This window comes from Humibacter soli, from assembly GCF_054779035.1.
Genome location: NZ_BAAGYX010000001.1, coordinates 1918284 through 1936234, shown reverse-complemented (window position 1 = coordinate 1936234; position 17951 = coordinate 1918284). Strand labels below are relative to the sequence as shown.

General features: G+C 67.7%; 17 protein-coding genes. 12 read left to right on the top strand and 5 right to left on the bottom strand.

Features of this window, described 5'->3' with window-relative positions; genetic code table 11:
- Positions 1–10: 10 nt before the first annotated feature.
- Positions 11–799, bottom strand: coding sequence for an SDR family NAD(P)-dependent oxidoreductase (locus tag ACYVDN_RS09020; RefSeq protein ID WP_460570559.1), 789 nt, complete (start codon positions 797–799; stop codon positions 11–13).
- Positions 800–841: 42 nt separating this feature from the next.
- Positions 842–1339 carry a SixA phosphatase family protein gene (locus tag ACYVDN_RS09015; protein WP_460572303.1) on the bottom strand — a complete coding sequence of 166 codons (498 nt, stop codon included), beginning with the start codon at positions 1337–1339 and terminating at the stop codon, positions 842–844.
- 90 nt (positions 1340–1429) lie between these two features.
- Here ACYVDN_RS09015 and ACYVDN_RS09010 point away from each other — a divergent pair, with 90 nt between their 5' ends.
- Positions 1430–3202 (top strand): class I mannose-6-phosphate isomerase, encoded by a 1773-nt coding sequence (locus tag ACYVDN_RS09010; RefSeq protein WP_460570557.1) that lies wholly within the window; start codon positions 1430–1432, stop codon positions 3200–3202.
- A 33-nt stretch (positions 3203–3235) separates the two neighbouring features.
- On the opposite strand, the gene ACYVDN_RS09005 is transcribed toward ACYVDN_RS09010, so the two are convergent.
- Together ACYVDN_RS09005 and ACYVDN_RS09000 are read right to left on the bottom strand one after the other, a co-directional pair.
- Positions 3236–4165 carry an ROK family protein gene (locus ACYVDN_RS09005; protein WP_460570555.1) on the bottom strand — a complete coding sequence of 310 codons (930 nt, stop codon included), beginning with the start codon at positions 4163–4165 and terminating at the stop codon, positions 3236–3238.
- 17 nt (positions 4166–4182) lie between these two features.
- Positions 4183–5229: a LacI family DNA-binding transcriptional regulator gene (locus tag ACYVDN_RS09000; protein WP_460570553.1), complete on the bottom strand. Its 1047-nt coding sequence runs from the start codon at positions 5227–5229 to the stop codon at positions 4183–4185.
- A gap of 126 nt (positions 5230–5355) precedes the next feature.
- Between ACYVDN_RS09000 and ACYVDN_RS08995 the strand changes: the two genes are divergently transcribed.
- The 5 genes from ACYVDN_RS08995 to ACYVDN_RS08975 all read left to right on the top strand — a co-directional run bounded on the left by ACYVDN_RS08995 (position 5356) and on the right by ACYVDN_RS08975 (position 12641).
- Complete coding sequence (locus ACYVDN_RS08995; protein WP_460570551.1) at positions 5356–6612, top strand: ABC transporter substrate-binding protein; 1257 nt, start codon at positions 5356–5358, stop codon at positions 6610–6612.
- Between the two features lie 3 nt (positions 6613–6615).
- Positions 6616–7527 (top strand): carbohydrate ABC transporter permease, encoded by a 912-nt coding sequence (locus tag ACYVDN_RS08990; RefSeq protein WP_460570549.1) that lies wholly within the window; start codon positions 6616–6618, stop codon positions 7525–7527.
- A complete protein-coding gene (locus ACYVDN_RS08985) occupies positions 7524–8342 on the top strand; it encodes a carbohydrate ABC transporter permease (RefSeq protein ID WP_460570547.1) in 819 nt (272 codons plus the stop codon). Before ACYVDN_RS08990 ends, ACYVDN_RS08985 begins: the two co-directional genes overlap by 4 nt.
- Before the next feature lie 61 nt (positions 8343–8403).
- Entirely contained in the window at positions 8404–11637 is a 3234-nt protein-coding gene (locus ACYVDN_RS08980; protein WP_460570545.1) for a glycoside hydrolase family 38 N-terminal domain-containing protein, read from the top strand.
- Positions 11634–12641 (top strand): Gfo/Idh/MocA family protein, encoded by a 1008-nt coding sequence (locus ACYVDN_RS08975; RefSeq protein ID WP_460570543.1) that lies wholly within the window; start codon positions 11634–11636, stop codon positions 12639–12641. The genes ACYVDN_RS08980 and ACYVDN_RS08975 overlap by 4 nt, the downstream gene beginning before the upstream one ends.
- Here ACYVDN_RS08975 and ACYVDN_RS08970 read toward each other — a convergent pair.
- A complete protein-coding gene (locus ACYVDN_RS08970; RefSeq protein WP_460570541.1) occupies positions 12638–13300 on the bottom strand; it encodes a TetR family transcriptional regulator in 663 nt (220 codons plus the stop codon). The two genes, ACYVDN_RS08975 and ACYVDN_RS08970, sit on opposite strands and share 4 nt — an antisense overlap.
- Positions 13301–13362: 62 nt before the next feature.
- Between ACYVDN_RS08970 and ACYVDN_RS08965 the strand changes: the two genes are divergently transcribed.
- The 6 genes from ACYVDN_RS08965 to ACYVDN_RS08940 are packed head-to-tail and all read left to right on the top strand — an operon-like array spanning position 13363 to position 17808.
- Positions 13363–13986 (top strand): biotin transporter BioY, encoded by a 624-nt coding sequence (locus tag ACYVDN_RS08965; RefSeq protein WP_460570539.1) that lies wholly within the window; start codon positions 13363–13365, stop codon positions 13984–13986.
- Positions 13987–13997: 11 nt separating this feature from the next.
- A complete protein-coding gene (locus ACYVDN_RS08960) occupies positions 13998–15101 on the top strand; it encodes an AMP-binding protein (RefSeq protein WP_460570537.1) in 1104 nt (367 codons plus the stop codon).
- Positions 15091–16218 carry a thiolase family protein gene (locus ACYVDN_RS08955; RefSeq protein ID WP_460570535.1) on the top strand — a complete coding sequence of 376 codons (1128 nt, stop codon included), beginning with the start codon at positions 15091–15093 and terminating at the stop codon, positions 16216–16218. The genes ACYVDN_RS08960 and ACYVDN_RS08955 overlap by 11 nt, the downstream gene beginning before the upstream one ends.
- On the top strand, positions 16215–16898 hold the full coding sequence (locus ACYVDN_RS08950; RefSeq protein ID WP_460570533.1) for an energy-coupling factor ABC transporter ATP-binding protein: 684 nt from the start codon (positions 16215–16217) through the stop codon (positions 16896–16898). Before ACYVDN_RS08955 ends, ACYVDN_RS08950 begins: the two co-directional genes overlap by 4 nt.
- Positions 16892–17488 carry an energy-coupling factor transporter transmembrane component T family protein gene (locus tag ACYVDN_RS08945; protein ID WP_460570531.1) on the top strand — a complete coding sequence of 199 codons (597 nt, stop codon included), beginning with the start codon at positions 16892–16894 and terminating at the stop codon, positions 17486–17488. The genes ACYVDN_RS08950 and ACYVDN_RS08945 overlap by 7 nt, the downstream gene beginning before the upstream one ends.
- Entirely contained in the window at positions 17485–17808 is a 324-nt protein-coding gene (locus ACYVDN_RS08940) for a CHY zinc finger protein (RefSeq protein ID WP_460570529.1), read from the top strand. Before ACYVDN_RS08945 ends, ACYVDN_RS08940 begins: the two co-directional genes overlap by 4 nt.
- Positions 17809–17951: the final 143 nt, after the last annotated feature.

The window sequence follows — 17951 nt, the reverse complement described above, 5'->3', positions numbered from 1 at the left end:
CTCGGGGAGCTCACCAGGAGCGCTTCGGAGCAGTGAGGCCGTTTTCGATCCAGAGAAATCGGCCGGTGGGCGGGTTCGGATCGGTCGCGATGCGCACGACGAGGTCGACGACCTTCGACGGTGGGTCGCCGCCGGTCTCATCCATCCAACGCACCCATTCTCGGTAGTTGGCGCCCAACGGGCCCGATGATGCCGCTTCGGCGCGGATGGTATCGAACATGGCGGTCTTGACGTCGCCCGGGTGAATGACGTTTGCCGTCACCCCGGTGCCCTCCAACTCGACAGCAAGATGCCGAGTGAAAGTGTTCAACGCCACCTTGCTGACCCCGTAGGCGCTGTTGCCCCCGGCTGGGGTCACGAGGGACGCCGCGGAGCTCAGGTTCACGATGGTTCCATGACCGCGCGCCACCATGGACGGAGCAACGATCCGGGTCGTCCGGAATACCGCGGTGAGGTTGAGGTCGATGGTGGCGATCCACTCCGCAGGGTCGACGTCCCATATCGCGCCGATCGGTCCGAACATTCCGGCCGCGTTCACCAGGAGATCGATCGGGGCAGCATCCACAACGCGACGAAGTATCGCCTCGCTGTTCGAATCGGCGAGATCGGCGGCGACCGCGGTGGCATGACCGCCGTCGGCCTCGATCTCATCGATCACGTCTGCGAGGGCGTCGGGCCGCCGAGCCACGGCCACGACGGTGGCGCCGCGATGGGCGAGACCGACGGCCAAGGCTTTGCCGAGTCCACTGCTTGCGCCGGTAACGAGTGCGGTTCGATGTGCGAGGCTCGGTGAATCCACGTGGTCTCCTTTCAGACCGACTTCCTGCGTCCGTGTGCGAGATCAGCTCAGGTCATGGCCGTCGGAGCGCCCCGACGCGCGAAGCACCGTGGACGCAACATCGAGTTGACGCCACATTCCGGCAACGCCGAACTCGGCGATGCCTGAGGTGTGCATGACCACATCTTCGCCGGCGAGGTGTGATGCGAACTCTTCCATACCCGGATTGTGGCCGACCAGGATCACAGTGCGGGCGACATCCGGAACCTCACGCACGATGTCGAATAGTTGGTCGACGGATGCCCCGTACACGCGGTCATCCCATCGCACGGGCACTGCAGTCGAGAACTGTGCGGACGCGAGCTCCCAGGTCTCGCGGGCCCGTGTGGCGGGGGACCCGATGGCCAGGTCGATCCTGGCCGTGTGGCCCATGAGCCACCGCCCGGCGAGCGGAGCCTGGACGCGGCCTCGTTCGGCCAGCGGCCGGTCGATGTCCGGTGCAGAACCCGACCAGTCCGATTTGGCGTGGCGGAGCAGGATGAGAGTGCGCTCGATCGTCATCACGCTGCCAGTGTGCCTCACCATCCGACGGCTTGCCGGGGTCGCGCGTACTTGATAACGTTACCAGTCAGTGTTCCTTGGAGGGTCAGCGTGAACAAATATCTGCCGGGTTCGACGGAGGGTTCGTCGTACGACAAGTTCCCGGCGGTGTCCCTTTCTTCTGGGCACAGCCTGTGGCGCGGCGACGAGGTCTGGAGTCGCCTTGCGGCCGACATCTCCTCCGGTGCCAGGCGCATCGCCATCGACACCTACCCAGGTGTGACGCTCAGCGAGCTGATCGAGGTGCTCCACGAGCGATTCCCCGATGCGCGGGTCGTCGACGTCGAAGACGCGGCCGCGAAGCCGATCGGCGAGATCGACGAGATGATCCGCAACAACCTGACGGACGACCGCGTCTTCGGCATCCTGAACCATCAGACGCTTGATGCCTTCTACGACGTCGATCGTCTGTCGGCTGTGGCCGGGAAGATCACCGCGGACGACCCTGCGACCTTCGTCGTCGGCTGGGGCGCGACCCTCGTGCCGATGGTCTTCGACCGCATCGTGCTCGCCGACATGGCGCGCTGGGAGATCCAGCAACGGCAACGCGCGGGCGCCCCGAACTGGCGCTGCGACAACGGCGGCGAGGATGCCATCCGCAAGGTGAAGCGCGGATTCTTCGTCGAATGGAGGGTCGCTGACAGGCACAAGCGCGCCATCTTCGACCGCATCGACTATGTGCTCGACACCAACGCGTCCGTTCGCGACGCCAAGCTGATCACCGCCGAGACCTTCCGCGCCGGACTCGCGAAGGCGGTGACCACGCCGTTCCGAGTCGTGCCGTTCTTCGACCCGGGGGTGTGGGGCGGGCAGTGGATGCGCGAGGTGTTCGGCCTCGGCGACGAGCCGAACTATGCGTGGTGCTTCGACTGCGTGCCCGAGGAGAACAGCATCCTTCTGAACGTCGACGGCGGGGTCATCGAACTTCCAGCGCTCGACGTCGTCTTCCTGCACCCGAGGGAACTGCTCGGCGAGAAGACGTTCGCGCGGTTCGGGGCGGAGTTCCCGATCCGCTTCGACTTCTTGGACACCATGGATGGCGGGAACCTGTCGCTGCAGGTCCACCCGCTGACCGATTACATCCAGGACACCTTCGGCATGCACTACACGCAGGACGAGAGCTACTACATGCTCGACGCTGCTGATGATGCCGTCGTATATCTGGGTGTGAAGTCCGGGGTCGACCGGGCCGAGATGGAGGCCGAGCTCCGCGCGGCTTCTCGGGGGGAGCTCGACTTCGACGCGACCCGGTTCGTGAACACGTTCCCTGCGAAGAAGCACGACCACTTCTCCATACCGGCCGGCACGGTGCACTGCTCCGGTGCCAACTCGATGGTGCTGGAGATTTCGGCGACCCCGTACATCTTCACCTTCAAGATGTGGGACTGGGGTCGGGTCGGCCTAGACGGCGTTCCTCGGCCGATCCACCTCGACCACGCGATGCGCAACGTGCAGTGGACGCGCGACACCGAGTGGACGGAGGCCAACCTGGTCAGCCCGACGGTCGAGGTGGCGAGCGGCCCCGGGTGGGTCGAGGAGCGCACCGGGCTGCACGAGCTCGAGTTCATCGAGGTGCGCAGACACTGGTTCGAGTCGACCGTGTCGCACGACACCGAGGGCACGGTCAACGTGCTGAACCTGGTCGAGGGTGCGGAGGCGATCGTCGAGAGCCCGACCGAGGCCTTCGCTCCGTTCATCGTCCACTACGCGGAGACGTTCATCGTTCCCGCACAGGTCGGCGCATACACGGTGACGCCGCACGGGCCTTCGGCGGGGAAGCGAATCGCGACGGTGAAGGCGTCGGTGCGCGGAACAGCAGTCTGAAGCGCGCCCTCGATGCCCTTCCCGGGGCGATGGCTAACCGTGAACTGCGGCACCGATCAGCGGCGCGTCGTCGAAGAGGCGTGAGGCGCGCACGGTGACGCGATCGGTCCGGACGTCCGTACTCGCCAGTCCGCGCTCGAACGCGGGTCCGAGTACATCCCACGACCGGGCCATCGACCCTCCCACGACGACCTCGGAAGCGCGGAACCGAACGACCCACGGACCAAGCGCCTCGCCGAGCTCGAACATGGTCGTGTCGAGAGTGTCGATCGCCTGCGACTCTCCGCCACGGGCGCGCTCGGCGATCTCGCGCACCGAGATCTCATGCAGAGCCGGTGCTGCGCCGACATCCGCTGCAGTGACGGTCGCTTCGACATAGCGCCGCTGGATGGCACGCGTGGAGACCGAGTCCTCCAAAGGTCGATCGCCGATGGTCAACAGGTGCGCCCATCCGTGCGGCGGCACCTCGGGGCCGTCCTCCACCGCCCGTCCATCGCTGAGGAATGCCGAGCCGACGCCGGTCCCGAGCGTGATGCACACCAATCGGTCGGGTCGGTGCGGAGAGACGAACCATTCGCCGATGGCGTAGGCGATCGCATCGTTCACGAACCGCACGTTCTCCGGGACGATCCCCAGCAAGCAGCCGAGGCGCTCGCGCAGGTCGACCCCGGCGATGGCCCCGAACTTGGCCACGCCGGCAAAGGTTCCGTGTCCCGCTTCGTAGTCGAAGGGTCCCGGCAACGCGATGGTGCAGCGGTCGATCTCGCCTTGCACGTGCTTCAGCGCGGCCGAGATCGACCCGAGGATCTGGTCGGCGTCGCCGTGCGTCGCGACCGCAGCAGTGGTTCGGCTGACGATGGTCGGCTCGGCCGAGAGTGCGATGCGCGCCGTGGTCACGTGAGATCCGCCGACATCCGCGACCCACGCCTCGCCGCCATCGGCGATTACATCGGTTGCACGCATGGCTTCGGGCGCCGCGTTCACTGCGGCCCTCGTGGCTGCAGCTGCAACTCCACGGGCAGCTCGACTGTCTTCGGCGGCCCGCCTGCCGTTTGCTCCTCGTCGATGCGGGCGAGCAGCAGCTCTGCCGCGCGACGCCCGAGCGCGCGCGGATCGTGGGCGACGACCGACAGCGGCACCGGGGAGAGGTCCGCGAACTCGAACGAGTCGAACCCGATCAGCCGAACCTCGGTGCCTGAGCGCGCGATGGCGCGGATAGCGCCGAGCGTGTTCCGGTTGTTGGCGGAGAAGACGGCCGTGGGCGGCACCGCGTGCTCCAGCAGCTCGCTCAGGGCCTTGTCGGCGCCGGCGGCCTCCTGCTGCCCTGTGCGGATGAGGTGCTCGTAGACCGGCACGTTGTGGTCGCGATGCGCGTTGCGAAAACCCTGCAGGCGGCGCTGTCCGGTGAGAACCGAGGTGCGGGTGCCGAGGAACGCGATGCGCGTGTGACCTTCCTCGAGCATGCGGCTGGTCGCTTCGTAGGCGCCGCCGATGTCGTCGATGAGCACGGTGTCGACGCCGAGACCGGGCACCGGTCGGGACGCGAAGACCATGGGAGTGCCGCTCAGCGCCTCCGGACCGAGGTGGTCGGCGTGGCTCGGGTCCGCCGGCACGACGATGAGGCCCTCGACCCTGCGGCCGATGAAATCGGCGACGAGCTGGCGCTCGAGGCCGGGATCCTCGTTGGAGTTGCCGACGAGGATGCGACGGTTCGCGCGCGCTGCGACCTCCTCGATGCCGCCCTGGAGTTCGGCGTAGTACGGGTTTGCGATGTTCGTGATGGTGACGCCGATGAGGCCCGACTTGTGTCCGGGGCGCAGGCTCCGCGCGTTCTCGTTGCGCCGATAGCCGAGCTCGTTCGCCGCGTGCTCCACCCGCTGGCGCAGCTGAGGGCGCACTCCGTCACCGCCGGCGAACACCCTGGAGACGGTCATCGGGCTGACCTGGGCCCGCGCGGCCACGTCTTTGACCGTGGGCGGCTTGCTCGACAGATGAGCCGAATCGTCGTCCTCGGACAGACCCCTCATGAACGGCACGCTATACCACCGCATCTTTCTGGCTGCACGGCCGAACGCTTGCGCGGCCCCAACCCCTGTGCTACTTTCAAACGATTGGTAACGATACCAAACTTTAGTCGGAACAAGGGAGTTCGTGTGAAGGCACGTAAGTGGCTCGCTGCCACGGCGGTGGCGATAGCAGTGGCGGCAGGCCTGGTCGGCTGCTCGTCCAACTCGTCGGGTGGCTCGGGCAGTGCCACCCTGAACTTCGTCGAAGACAAAGGCTGGAACTACGACCCGTTGTCGACGGCGGCGAAGAAGAACATCGACGTCTCGCTCAAGACGAGCACGTACAGCAACGAGAACCAGTTCCAGGCGTTCGTCAAGCAGTCGCTGCGCACGCCGAAGGCGCCCGACATCTTCACCTGGCACACCGGCGCGCAGCTCAGCGACCTGGTGCAGCAGGGTCTCGTGGCAGACACCAGCAGCATCTGGAAGAAGGCGGTCGCCAACAAGTGGGTGTCGCCGTCGATCGAGAAGATGTTCACGGTGAACGGCAAGCAGTACTGCGTGCCGCTCGAGGTCGACTACTGGGGCATGTACTACAACAAGGCGATCTTCGCGAAGTACAACCTGACGCCTCCGACGACCTGGTCGGAGATGCTCTCGGATGCCGCGACGTTGAAGTCGCACGGGGTCACCCCGTTCTACAGCCAGGACGGCAACCCGTGGGCGTTCGTTTACTACATGCTGATCATGGCCGGCACGAACCTCGACACCTACAACGCCATCAATGACGGCAAGGCGTCATACACCGATCCCGAGGTCAAGACGGTGATGAACACCTGGCTGAAGATGCTGCAGAAGGGCTACTTCAGCGACCCGGGTTCGACCACCCCGTCGCAGACCGTGTTCAAGGACGGCCAGGCTGCCATGCAGCCGTTCGGCACCTGGTACCCCGGCACGCTCGCCAAAGTGGGCATGAAGCCGGGGACGGACTGGGGCATCTTCCCGATTCCGGCGGTCACGGTGCAGAACGGCAAGACTCCGGTCGCCGTCGAGACGGCTCCCGTCTGCGTCACCGCGAAGGGCGCCAACAAGACTGCCGCGCTGAAGTACTCGCAGTGGCTCATGAGCCCGGAAGCCCAGTCGACGTGGTCGAAGGCGCAGGGCATCCTTCCCTACAACCCGAAGGCGACCGCGGCGAACTCGACCCTGCAGGACTTCGGCAAGCAGGTGACCGACCCGTCCAAGTACACGACCTACCTGCGTTACTACGAGGCGGCACCCGCACCCGTGCTGACGGCTGCACTGAACAACTTCACCGGGTTCATGACCTCGCCGGGTGACGCTACCAAGTACCTGCAGAGCATCCAGAGTGCGTCTCAGCAGTACTGGGCGAGCAACAAGTAGTCCGTGTCTGTGAAGTCGTCCACGACACGCGGATACCAGCGATCCGCCTGGGCCTTCATGGGCCCAGGCGTGGCGCTGGTGCTGCTCGCCATGTACATCCCCGTGGTGTACACGATGTATCTCAGCCTGACCGACTACAACGGGCTCGACGCCCCGAAGTTCATCGGGTTCCAGAACTACGCGACGATGTTCGCGGATCCCGCCTTCCTGATGTCGCTGGTCAACACGGCGATCTGGGTGGTCGGAACGCTGATCGTGCCAGTGGCACTCGGGCTCGCCGTCGCCTATCTCTCGTTCGGCTTGAGGTGGGCGGGGATCTTCCGCATCCCGTTCCTCATCCCATACGCGCTGTCGGGCGTCGCGATCGGTGTGGTGTTCAACTTCATCCTGCAGAACGGTGGCGCGCTCAGTCAGGCGCTCACCTTCCTGCACCTGCCCGGCGCGAACACGCACTGGCTGGAGGTGGCGCCGCTCAACACGATCGTCATGATCCTGGCGTCATCCTGGCAGGGCATCGGCGTGAACGCGCTTCTCTTCATCGTCGGCCTGCAATCGATTCCGAAGGAGCCGCTCGAGGCCGCGCGCATCGACGGAGCGAACGGCTGGACGCTGTTCACGACGATGGTGTGGCCGCTGCTACGGCCCTCGACCACCATCGTCGTCGGGCTCTCGATCGTGAACAGCCTGAAGACCTTCGACATCGTCGAGACGATGACCCAGGGCGGACCGAACCGCGTCTCGGAGACCCTCGGCGTCACCATGTACACCGACACGTTCCAGAGCAGTCAGTACGGGCTCGGTGCCGCCGTGGCGATCTTCCTCACGATCGTGACCGTCGCCGCCTCGGTGCTCTACCTGCGCAGGCAGCTCGCGATCGGTGACTCCTCCGGACCTGGAAAGGTGGCAGACGCATGACCTCGCGTGTCGTCCGTTACGTCATCCTCGGACTGCTCGGCGCGTTCTGGCTCATCCCGATCTATCTGCTCTTCGCCAACTCGAGCAAGTCGAACGCGGAGTTCTCCGGAAGCCAGCTCTGGACCACCGGCAACATCGGCGCCTTCTTCAACAACGTCGTCGACGTGTTCACCTCGACGAACATCGCCGCAGGGTTCGGGGTCTCGATCATCTACGCGATCGTCGCGCCGGTCATCGCAGTCATCCTCGGTGCCTGCGTGGGCTTCGCGGTGATCGTACTGAAGCTCACGCACGGGTTCGCCTGGTTCTTCGTGGTGTTCTGCGGAACGGTCTTCCCGATCCAGATGATGGTCATCCCGTGGTTCAGCTTCTCGGCGAACACCGGCCTCTACGACACGATCGTCGGGATGATCATCATCTACTCGATCGTCGCCCTGCCGTTCAGCGCCTTCGTCATGCGCAACTTCTTCCTCGGCATCTCGGAGTCGGTCTTCGAAGCCGCGGTGGTCGACGGGGCGTCGGTCTGGCGTATCTTCACCCGCATCTACCTGCCCATGAGTGTCAGCGCACTGGTCGTCGTGTTCATCCTCCAGGCGACCTGGGTGTGGAACGACTTCCTGCTCTCGCTCATCCTCACCCAGAGCACCGCCCGTCCGGTCATGCCGCTACTCAACGCACTGCAGTCGACCGAGGGCGGCGGTCCCGGTTACACCGTCACGCTGACCGCGGCGATTCTCGTCTCGATCCCGACCGCAGCACTCTTCCTGTTCTCCCAGCGCTTCTTCCAGAAGGGCCTCGCGCTGGGCCAGTACTGATCACCGATCGTTCCGACAACCACCCATCGTTCATCCAACCTCTCATTGGAGAAAAAAGGTCATGTCCTCACCCAAGCTCGTCGCAACCCGCCCGTGGGATGACGAGGATGCCCGAATCGGCCTCATCGACCGCGCGGTCAGCGTGGAGGGCACCATCGGCGGCACTCCGGTCGCCGTACTGCCGGAGCCGCTCATCAAGACCGTCGACGGGGTGCGTGCCCAGTCGGTGCGCCTGATCGGACGCGACGGGCCTCTCGCGGGACGGGGGCTGCACCCGTCGCTCACCACCTCTGACGGAACAGACCTGACGGTCGGCGTCGAAGACGGACCGGCAGGCAGCATCCGGATGCTCGTGCGGGCCGTCGAGGACACCACCGGCGTGCGCGTTGCGGTGCCAGAGCTCGGCGAGGAGACCCTCGCGTTCGACCTGCTCCACCAGCGTGAGTGGACCATCCATCTCGTGCACCACTCGCACTTCGACTTCGGCTACACCGATCGGCAGACCGAGGTCTTCGCTGCGCAGCGCTCGTACCTGGACAGCGCGCTCGACCTGGTCGACGAGACCTCCGACTGGCCGGAAGAAGCGCGGTTCCGATGGAACAGCGAGGCGCTCTGGGCGATCACCGACTGGCGGCGCAACCGCCCGGCGGCGCAGATGGACCGCCTCGTCGCTGCCGTGAAGGGCGGCTCGATCGGGTTGAGCGCCCTGCCGTACAACCTGCATACCGACGTGTGCTCCACGGACGAACTACACGAGCTGCTGCGTGACGCGCGTCGGTTGCGCGACGAGTTCGGCATCCCGTTCAACTCGGCCATGCAGACCGATGTGCCTGGGCAGGTCGCCGGGCTTCCCGACGCGCTGAAGGAGGTCGGCGTCAAATACCTCTCCGTCGCGCACAACTGGGCGGGCCGCTCGCAGCCGCACACCACCGGTGCTCTCAACCTGCCCCGACTGTTCCGCTGGCGCTCGCTCGCCGGCAACGAGGTTCTGGTGTGGATGACCGACAGCCCGCACGGCCTCGCGTACATGGAGGGTCCGATGGTCGGATTCACCGAGGGCATCGAGCAGGTGGAGAACTTCTTCCCGGCCTACCTGACCGCGCTCGCCACACGCGGCTACCCATTCCCTCCCGGTGTGTTCGGAGCGCACGGCGAGTCGTTCGAGGGTCGTGACCCCTACCCGTGGGACGTGCTGCACCTGCGCATCCAGGGCTACATGGGCGACAACGCTCCCGCTCGGCTCGCGTTGCCGAGCATCGTGCGCGAGTGGAACGAGACCTGGGAGTCGCCGAAGCTGCGCGTCTCGCGCAACGAGGACTTCTTCGCCGACGCGGAGGCCCGGCTGGGCGACGAGCTGGTCACCGTCGAGGGTGACTGGGGCGACTGGTGGGTCGAGGGCGTCGGCTCTGCGGCCGTGCCGATCGCCTTCATGCGACGTGCGCAGGCCGAGGTCGTCGACGGGCGCACCATCTCGCAGCTGAGTGCGCTCTCGGGTGGCGAGGCGGTGCGCGTCGAGGCCGCAAGGTCGTCCGAGACCTACGACGCGATCTCCATGTTCAACGAGCACACCTGGGGAGCAGGCAACTCCTGGACCCATGGCGACGAGGGCTTCTCCTCCGGCGAGCTGCAGTGGGAGTGGAAGGTCGCGCAGAGCCTCGTCGCTCAGCAGCGTTCCGCGGAATTGCTGGAGAGTGCGCTCGTCTACTTCGGCGAGACCGTCGAGCCCGGCCCCGGAGCAGCCGCGTCGTTCGCTGTCGCGAACCCGACCGGGCTGATGCGCAGCGGCACGGTGAGGTTCCTGCTGCAGGAGGCCCTCGTGCCCTTCAGCGCAGAGATCGACCTGGTCGACGCGCGCGACGGATCCTCCGTGCCGTTCGTGCTGGAGGCGCAGGGCAACGCTGCGCATCGTGAATCCGGTCGCTGGGTGCGGGCTCACGTGAACGACGTGCCGGCAGCGGGCTACGCGCGGCTCGATGTGCGGGTCCCGGGCGCTCACCAGGACGCCGACGCAGCGGGCGACGTGGACGAGGCGCAGACCTCGCGCAGCGCATCGGGCCGCAGTGAGTACGGCCTGCTCTCGTTGGGTGACTCGGGCCGGAGCGAGGGAGCCGACCTCTCGGCCATCCCGCGCGACGCGCTACTCATCCTCGAGAACGAGCACCTTCGTGTTCGCATCGACGAGCACACCTCAGCGATCGCCTCGATCGTGGAGAAGCGCACCGGCCGGGAGCTGGTGAACTCTGATGCCGTCGTGGGCTTCAACGGTTACGTCTACGACGAGTATGCGAGCTCGGGGGCGGGCTTCAACCACCTGGCGAACAAGCTCGCCACCAGCGAGCGCCTGGAGATGCTCGCCACCCGCACACTTGCGCGACCCTCGCGCATCGTCTCGCGCACCGACGACGACCTCGAGCAGGTGCTGGTGTACGAGTATCAGGCCGCGGGCGTCGATTGGGTGCGGGTCACGCTTCGCCTGCCCAAGGCATCCCCGTGGCTGCTCATCGAAAACCGGCTCTCGAAGCCGTCGCGTCTCGTGAAGGAGAGCGCGTACTTCGCCTTCCCGTTCGCCGGTGACGATGCGCGTATGCGGTTCGAAGTGTCGGGCAGCGTGACCGGCGAGGGACTGCCGCACATTCCAGGAGCCCCACAGCACATGCGCGGCGTGCGTGACTGGGTGCTCGTGGAGAACGGACAGGATGCCGTTGCCTGGGTCACCCGCGACGTGCCGCTGGTCGAGCCGCACTCGATCGCTGTGCCGTACGCGCCGTTCCCGGCAAGCACGAGCCCGCACGAGCCCGGGACCGTGTACTCGTGGGTGCACAACAACGTATGGGACACCAACTTTCCCATCGAGCAGGGCTTCGAGGCGACCTTCGCCTATGCGGTCGGCGTACGCGCGACGGGTGAGGAGTCGCCGAGCGAGTTGGCACTGCGCACGGCGGCCGAGCTGGTGCATCCTCTTCGGGCGGCAAGGGCGACGGGTCGGGCCGGCGCCGAGGACGCGTCTGCTCGGAACGCTGGCCTGCCGGAGGGCGGACTGCTCTCCCTGTCCGATCCCCGAGTGCAGCTCGTCGGAATCGCGCAGACCGAGGACGGCACCACCGTCGTCCGGGTGCAGTCGTTCGCCGACGAACCGGTCGACGTCGCGATCTCCTTCGATCGCAGTGTCGGAAAGGCGGTGCGCTCGACCTTCCTCGGCGACGACCTCGGTGCGCTCGACGTCGCTGGCGACACCGTCACCCTGCCCTTGGCACGGTTCGAGGCGGCAGCGATCGTGGTGACGCCGCAGTCGTGACATCCGATCCGCTGCGGTTCGCCATGATCGGCGCGTCCTCGATCGGTGGCGAGGCGCTCCTCGAGCCGGCGTTGCGGCGCGACGACGTACGCGTCGTCCGTGTCGCCGCGCGCCGGCCGGGGGCAGCCGCCGCCTACGCCCAGCGATGGAACTTGCCGCGTTCCTCTGATCGCTACGAGAACGCGCTCACCGATCCCGAGGTGGACGCCGTCTACATCGCGAATGCCGCGGCGGACCACGCGCTGTGGACGGAGGCTGCGATCGCCGCGGGAAAGCACGTGCTGTGCGAGAAGCCGATCGCGGTCACCGGCAACGAGGCGCGCACAGTGACGGAAGCGGCATCCGACTCGCATCGCCTCGTGATGGAGGGATTCCACTATCGGTTCCACCCGCTCTTCACGGCGGTGCGGGGCCTCGTGTCGTCCGGGCGCTTCGGCGAGTTGGTCTCGATCCACTCCGTCGTGGACGGCTCGCGAGCGTTCGACCCTAGCTCGATCCTGCACGTCGCGTCTCTCGGTGGGGGTGCCCTGCTGCACAACGGGGTCTATGCGATTCACTGGAGCCGCCTGCTGTTCGACGCCGAACCCGTCGCCGCTCGAGCGAGCTCGACACTCAACCCGAGCGGCGCCGACTCCGAGACGCTGTCAGATCTCTACTTCGCGGACGGCCGGACGGCGGTCATCGAGTGCTCCTTCGACCGGGACGCTCCGGTCACGTTGACCCTGGCCTTCGAGTCCGCGCGCGTCATCGTGACAGGCCCGATCGGAGCCCATCACGGACACAGCCTGCGCATCGAGCCGACCTTCGGGTCGACAGAGGTCATGACCGTGGCGGGCGGCACCAGCTTCGACTACCAGTTGGAGGCGTTCGTGCGGCGGGTCGGCGCGGTCGCAACTACCGCCGGCGGCCTCGATCGTGGCGATGACATCGTCGCGCAGGCGGACGTGGTGGACGCCATCCGTCGTGCTGCCGGTTCGGGACGCACGGAATCCGTTGTGCGCTAACCGGCAGTGCTGGACGCTCTGATCGCGGCCTCGAAGCCGTCCGCGATCATGGCGACCCCTGCATCGAAGTCGCCCGTGCCGTCATCATTCGCTGACCCGACTGCCGCCTCCGGCGTGAGTTCGGCGCCGGCGGGCAGCAAGCCGAGGGAGTCCGCCTGCAGACGCTGCTGCTCGTGGAACGCGTAGCCGACGACGTAGTGGGTCAGGGTCTCGGCCGCGATGCGGACGAGGTGCTCGGGGATGCCCGCCCCACGCGTCGCCTCAAACAGCTTCGGATGAACAGGGGACTCGATGAGGCCGAACGCGAGTGAGCTGGAGACCAGCTCGGCGCCGTCCCGATAGGTGAGCAGGCACGCGCGGAGGGTGTCGCCCAGTTCGCGCACGCGGTCGTGAACCGAGACGGCGTGCATGGGCGCCCCGGACGTGGGCGCCCCGGACACCGATATCTCCGACACCGGCGCGAGGATGCGCTCGCTGACGGCGGCCAGCAGCGCCTGCTTGTTCGGGAAGTGCCAGTAGAGGGCACTGGGTTGCACCCCGAGCGCGTCGGCGAGGTTGCGCATCGTGAGGTCGGGTAGGCCGTGCTCGTCGAGCAGTCGGAGCGCCATCTCGGCGACGTCGTCGCGGCTGCGGCGGCGAGGGTTTCCCGATGGCGTCATCCCGCCAGTATAGTGAACGGCGTTCAGGTGAACGCTGTTCAGGTGAAGAGGCAGGAGAGCCCATGGAACGCGAGAAGGGGTTCCGCCGTCGGATCGACGCGACCGACCTGGCGCGGGTCGCCGTGTTCGCGGCCATCGTCGCGGTGCTCGGGCTGCCGGGCAGCTTCACCGTGTTCGGCGCCGTGCCGATCACGGCGCAGACCCTGGGCGTCATGCTCGCCGGAGCCATCCTCGGCCCATGGCTCGGCGCGCTCTCCATGACGGTGCTCCTCGCGCTCGTGGCTGCCGGGCTGCCGCTGATGGCGGGTGGCCGTGGCGGAATCGGTGTCTTCGTCGGACCGTCCGCGGGCTACGCGATCGGATGGATCGCGGGTGCTCTCGTGATCGGTCTGATCGTGCATGCGGGGAGCCGGAAGCCCACGCGGTGGCGGACGCTGCTCGGTGTGCTCGTGGGGGGCATCCTGGTGATCTATGCGTTCGGCATCCCTGTGCAGAGCGCCGTCACGCACCTGCCGCTCGGGGCGACCGCGCTGACGAGCCTGGTGTTCGTGCCCGGCGACCTCATCAAGGCGGTGGTGGCGACGGTGGTGGTCGTCACCCTGGTCAAGGCCTACCCGCGCGCCTTCCGCCGTACCTGGCGCTCGGCGGCCGTCGAGCGCGAAGTCGAGCCGGTTCCCTCTTCGTGACTCCTCGCATCGTGCCGTTTCGGGGCTCGACGGAGGTCGTGGTCGAGCGGCTCCGCGCCGTCCGAGCCGCCGGTGACATCCCTTTGGTCGGTGACGAGCGGTGGCCGGAGGCGCAGTGGGATGCCGTGCAGGCGCTCTGCGCACGTGCCCGGCCTTCGCAGGAGGCCGCCTGGGCGACGCTCACCTCGGGAACCAGCGGCGCACCCCGTTTGCTGACGCGCAGTGCGGCGTCGTGGCAGGCATCCTTCGGCGCGGTCTCGGAGTTGCTTGGAGCCTCGGATCGGGATGCCATCGTGCTGCCCGCTCCGTCGTCCTCCTCCCTCACACTGTTCTCGCTCGCGCACGCGCTCGGCGGCGGCCCGCAACCCGTCTTCCCCCGAATCGACCCACAGGGGGCGCGCGTAGCGACCGCGTTCCACGGAACGCCGGAGGGTCTCGACGCGATGCTCGACGCGGATGCCATCCCCGGGGTGCGCACCGCACTCGTCGGCGGCTCGCGGCTCGACGAGCGGGTGCGCAGCAGAGCCGAAGGCAGGGGCATCCACGTCATCGCCTACTACGGCGCCGCCGAGCTGTCGTTCGTCGCCCTCGACGACGGAGACGGACTGCGCCCCTTCCCCGGCGTCGAGCTCGAGGTTCGCGACGGCGTGCTGTGGGCCCGCTCCCCGTACCTGGCGCTGGGTTATCTCGGAGATGGCGGTCCGATGCGGCGCGATGGGGACTGGGCCACGGTCGGCGATCTCGCCGAGCTGGCGGACGGCAGGCTGAGACTTCGCGGACGAGCGGACGGCGCCATCATCACCGCGTCCGCCACCGTGGTGCCGGAGGAGGTCGAACAGGCACTGCGGAGGCTTCCCGGGGTGCGCAACGCCGTGGTCTTCGCCTATCCCGCGACGGGGGTCGGGTCACTCGTCGCCGCGATGATCGAGCAGGACTCGGAAGAAGCACGAATGGACGCCGGCGTTCTGCGCCGGGCGAGCGCCGAGCTGCTCGCGCCTGCACACCGTCCGCGGCTGTGGTTCAGCGGCGAGCTTCCTCGCACCCCATCAGGCAAGCCAGCCCGCGCCGAGGTCGCGAGGCGCGTTCTTGCGGGGGAGGTCGACCGTGTCGGATGAGCCCGTCATCGTCGCCGCGCGCCGCACACCGATCGGCACCCGTGGCCGCGCGCTCGCGGGGTTCCGCGTGGAAGAGCTCGCTGCTCCCGTGATCGTCGCGGTCCGTGCCGACGCCTCGACGGCGACCGGGCTCCCGATCGACATCGCCGACGTCGTGCTCGGCAACTGCATGGGTCCTGGCGGCAACCCGGCGCGTGTGGCCGCGCTCGCCGCGGGTCTAGGAACCGGCGTGACCGGGGGGACCGTGGATCGCCAGTGCGGCAGCGGCTTGGCCGCTGTGTTGGATGCGGTTGCCGCCATCCGTTCCGGCGATGATCGCGCCAGGATCGCCGGCGGCGTCGAGAGCGCATCGACCGCACCGGTTCGCTCGGTCGACGGCGTGCCCTATGCACGTGCTCCCTTCACTCCGCAGGGCTGGCCGGACCCCGACATGGTGCGCGCGGCCGAGGACCTCGCCGCCGCCAGCGGGATCGACCGCGCCAGGCAGGATGCACATGCCGCACGCAGCCATCGCCGCGGTCGCGCCGCTCGCGACGACGGACGGTTCCTCGCCGAGCTGGTCCCGGTCGGCACGCTCACCGCAGACGACGCCGTCGGAGCCGCCCAAGCCGTGCTGCCCAGGATGCCCGTGCTGTTCCCCGGCGGCACACTGACGGCCGGCACGGCGACACGGATCAGCGACGGCGCGGCCGCCGTGGCGATCGTGCCGCGCCGGCTCGTGGGTGGTGCTCCAGGACTCGTCATCCGTGGACAGGCCGTCGTCGGGTGCGACCCCGCACTTCCGGGCCTCGGCGCCGCACCGGCGATCGAGGCTGCGCTCGCAGCAGCGGGTACCACCGTCCGCGACCTGACCGCGATCGAGATCGTCGAGGCGTTCGCCTCCCAGTCTCTCGCCGTGCTCGAACGATTGGGAATCGAGGATGACGACCCGCGGGTGTGTGCGGACGGCGGGGCGCTCGCGCTCGGGCATCCATGGGGTGCCAGCGGTGCGGTCAGCATGGTCCGGCTGTTCAGCCGTCTCGTTCGGGGCGGGGCTGAGCCCGGCACTCTGGGAGTGGCCGCCGCGTCCATCGGAGGCGGCATGGGCATCGCCGCCGTCGTCGAGGTGGTCAGGTGAGCGTCGAACTCGATCGGGTGGGTGTGCGACTCGGCGACGCCGAGGTGTTGCGCGACGTGACGCTGTCGCTGACCGCGCGCACGACCGCGATCGTCGGCGAGAACGGGTCGGGCAAGTCGACGCTCGCCAGGGTGATCGCGGGGCTTGCCGCCGCGACCTCGGGCACTGCACGCGTGCTCGGGCTGGATCCAGTGCGGCAGGCATCCGAGCTGCGCCGCCGTGTCGCCGTCGTCTTCAGCAACCCCGACGCCCAGATCGTGATGCCGACGGTGAGCGAGGACGTCGCATTCTCGCTTCGCACCGAGAAGCTCACGCCGGCTGACCGATCGGCCCGCGTCGCGACAGCGCTCGAGCGCTTCGGTCTCGCCGAGCTGGCCACGCGCCCGTCGCACGATCTGTCTGGAGGACAGAAGCAGCTACTGGCGTTGTGCGGAGCATTCGTGCGGCATCCGGAGCTCGTGATCGCCGACGAGCCGACTGCGTACCTCGATGCCCGCAACGCCCGCCAGGTCGCCGACCACCTCTTCGCGGACACCGGTCACCGCCTGGTGCTCGTGACTCACGATCTCGTGCTCGCGCGCCGCTGCGAAGCCGCGGTGCTCGTCGCCGACGGACGCGTGCAGGCCGTTGGCGAACCCGATGAGGTCGCCTCGCGATACGAGGAGGTGCTGCGATGGTGACCCTCTACCGCCCGGGAAACAGCCTCTGGCACCGGCTGCCCGCCGGCTGGAAGACGGTGCTTCTGCTCGCGCTGGTACTGGGCGTCTGCCTGCTGCCCCAGACCTGGTGGACCGTCGCGGTCGCTTCCGGTCTGTGCCTGGCCTGCTACGCCCTGCTCGACCCGAGCCTGGGGGAGCTGGGCAGGCAGATCTGGGCCGTACGCTGGGTCGTCGTGATCACGCTCGCCGGACAGCTGCTGTTCCTCGGCCCCGAAGCCGCGATCAGCAACACCACGCGCGTGACCGCGGCCGTCGTGCTGGCCGCACTGCTCATGCTGACCACCCCGGTTTCCGCGGTGCTCGACGTGCTGGAGCGAGCCATGAGTCCGCTCGCTCGGCTGGGCCTCGATCCTCAACGGCCCGCCCTGCTTCTGACGATGACGATCAGCACGTTCCCGGTGCTCGCACGGCTGGCTCGCGAGATCCGTGAGGCGCAGCGTGCACGGGGAGGCCGGGGCAGTCTTCGCCTGTTCGCGATTCCGTTCCTCATCGCTGCGCTGAAGCACGCGGACCAGCTCGGTGATGCGCTGACCGCGCGGGGCGTGCGATGAAGCCTACGACGCCGGTGGTGCACGGCCCGACCGTGGATGACCAGACGCGGTGCATCCACTACCGAACGCCCCTGGATGTCATCGCCATCCGTTTCGCGTGCTGCGGCGAGTACTACCCGTGCCATCTCTGCCACGCCGAGTGCGCAGATCACCCATCGCGTCAGTGGCCCGCCGACGCGCGTGAGGAGCGTGCCGTGCTCTGCGGGGTGTGCTGGACGGAGCTGACGATCACCGACTACATGGCGACCGGCGCGTGCCCCGCATGCGAGGCAGCGTTCAACCCGCGCTGCGCGCTGCACTACCCGCTGTACTTCGCGTGACCCATCCCGGACGCCAACGGACATCGGGCGACCCGGCCGATCTGATATTTTGATCCGGGGCGCGAGTGGACCTCACGTTCTAGGTGTTCGAGTCCCTCCACGGGCAGGCTTTCTGCCCTCTGATCAGGTTGTCCCTTCAGGGT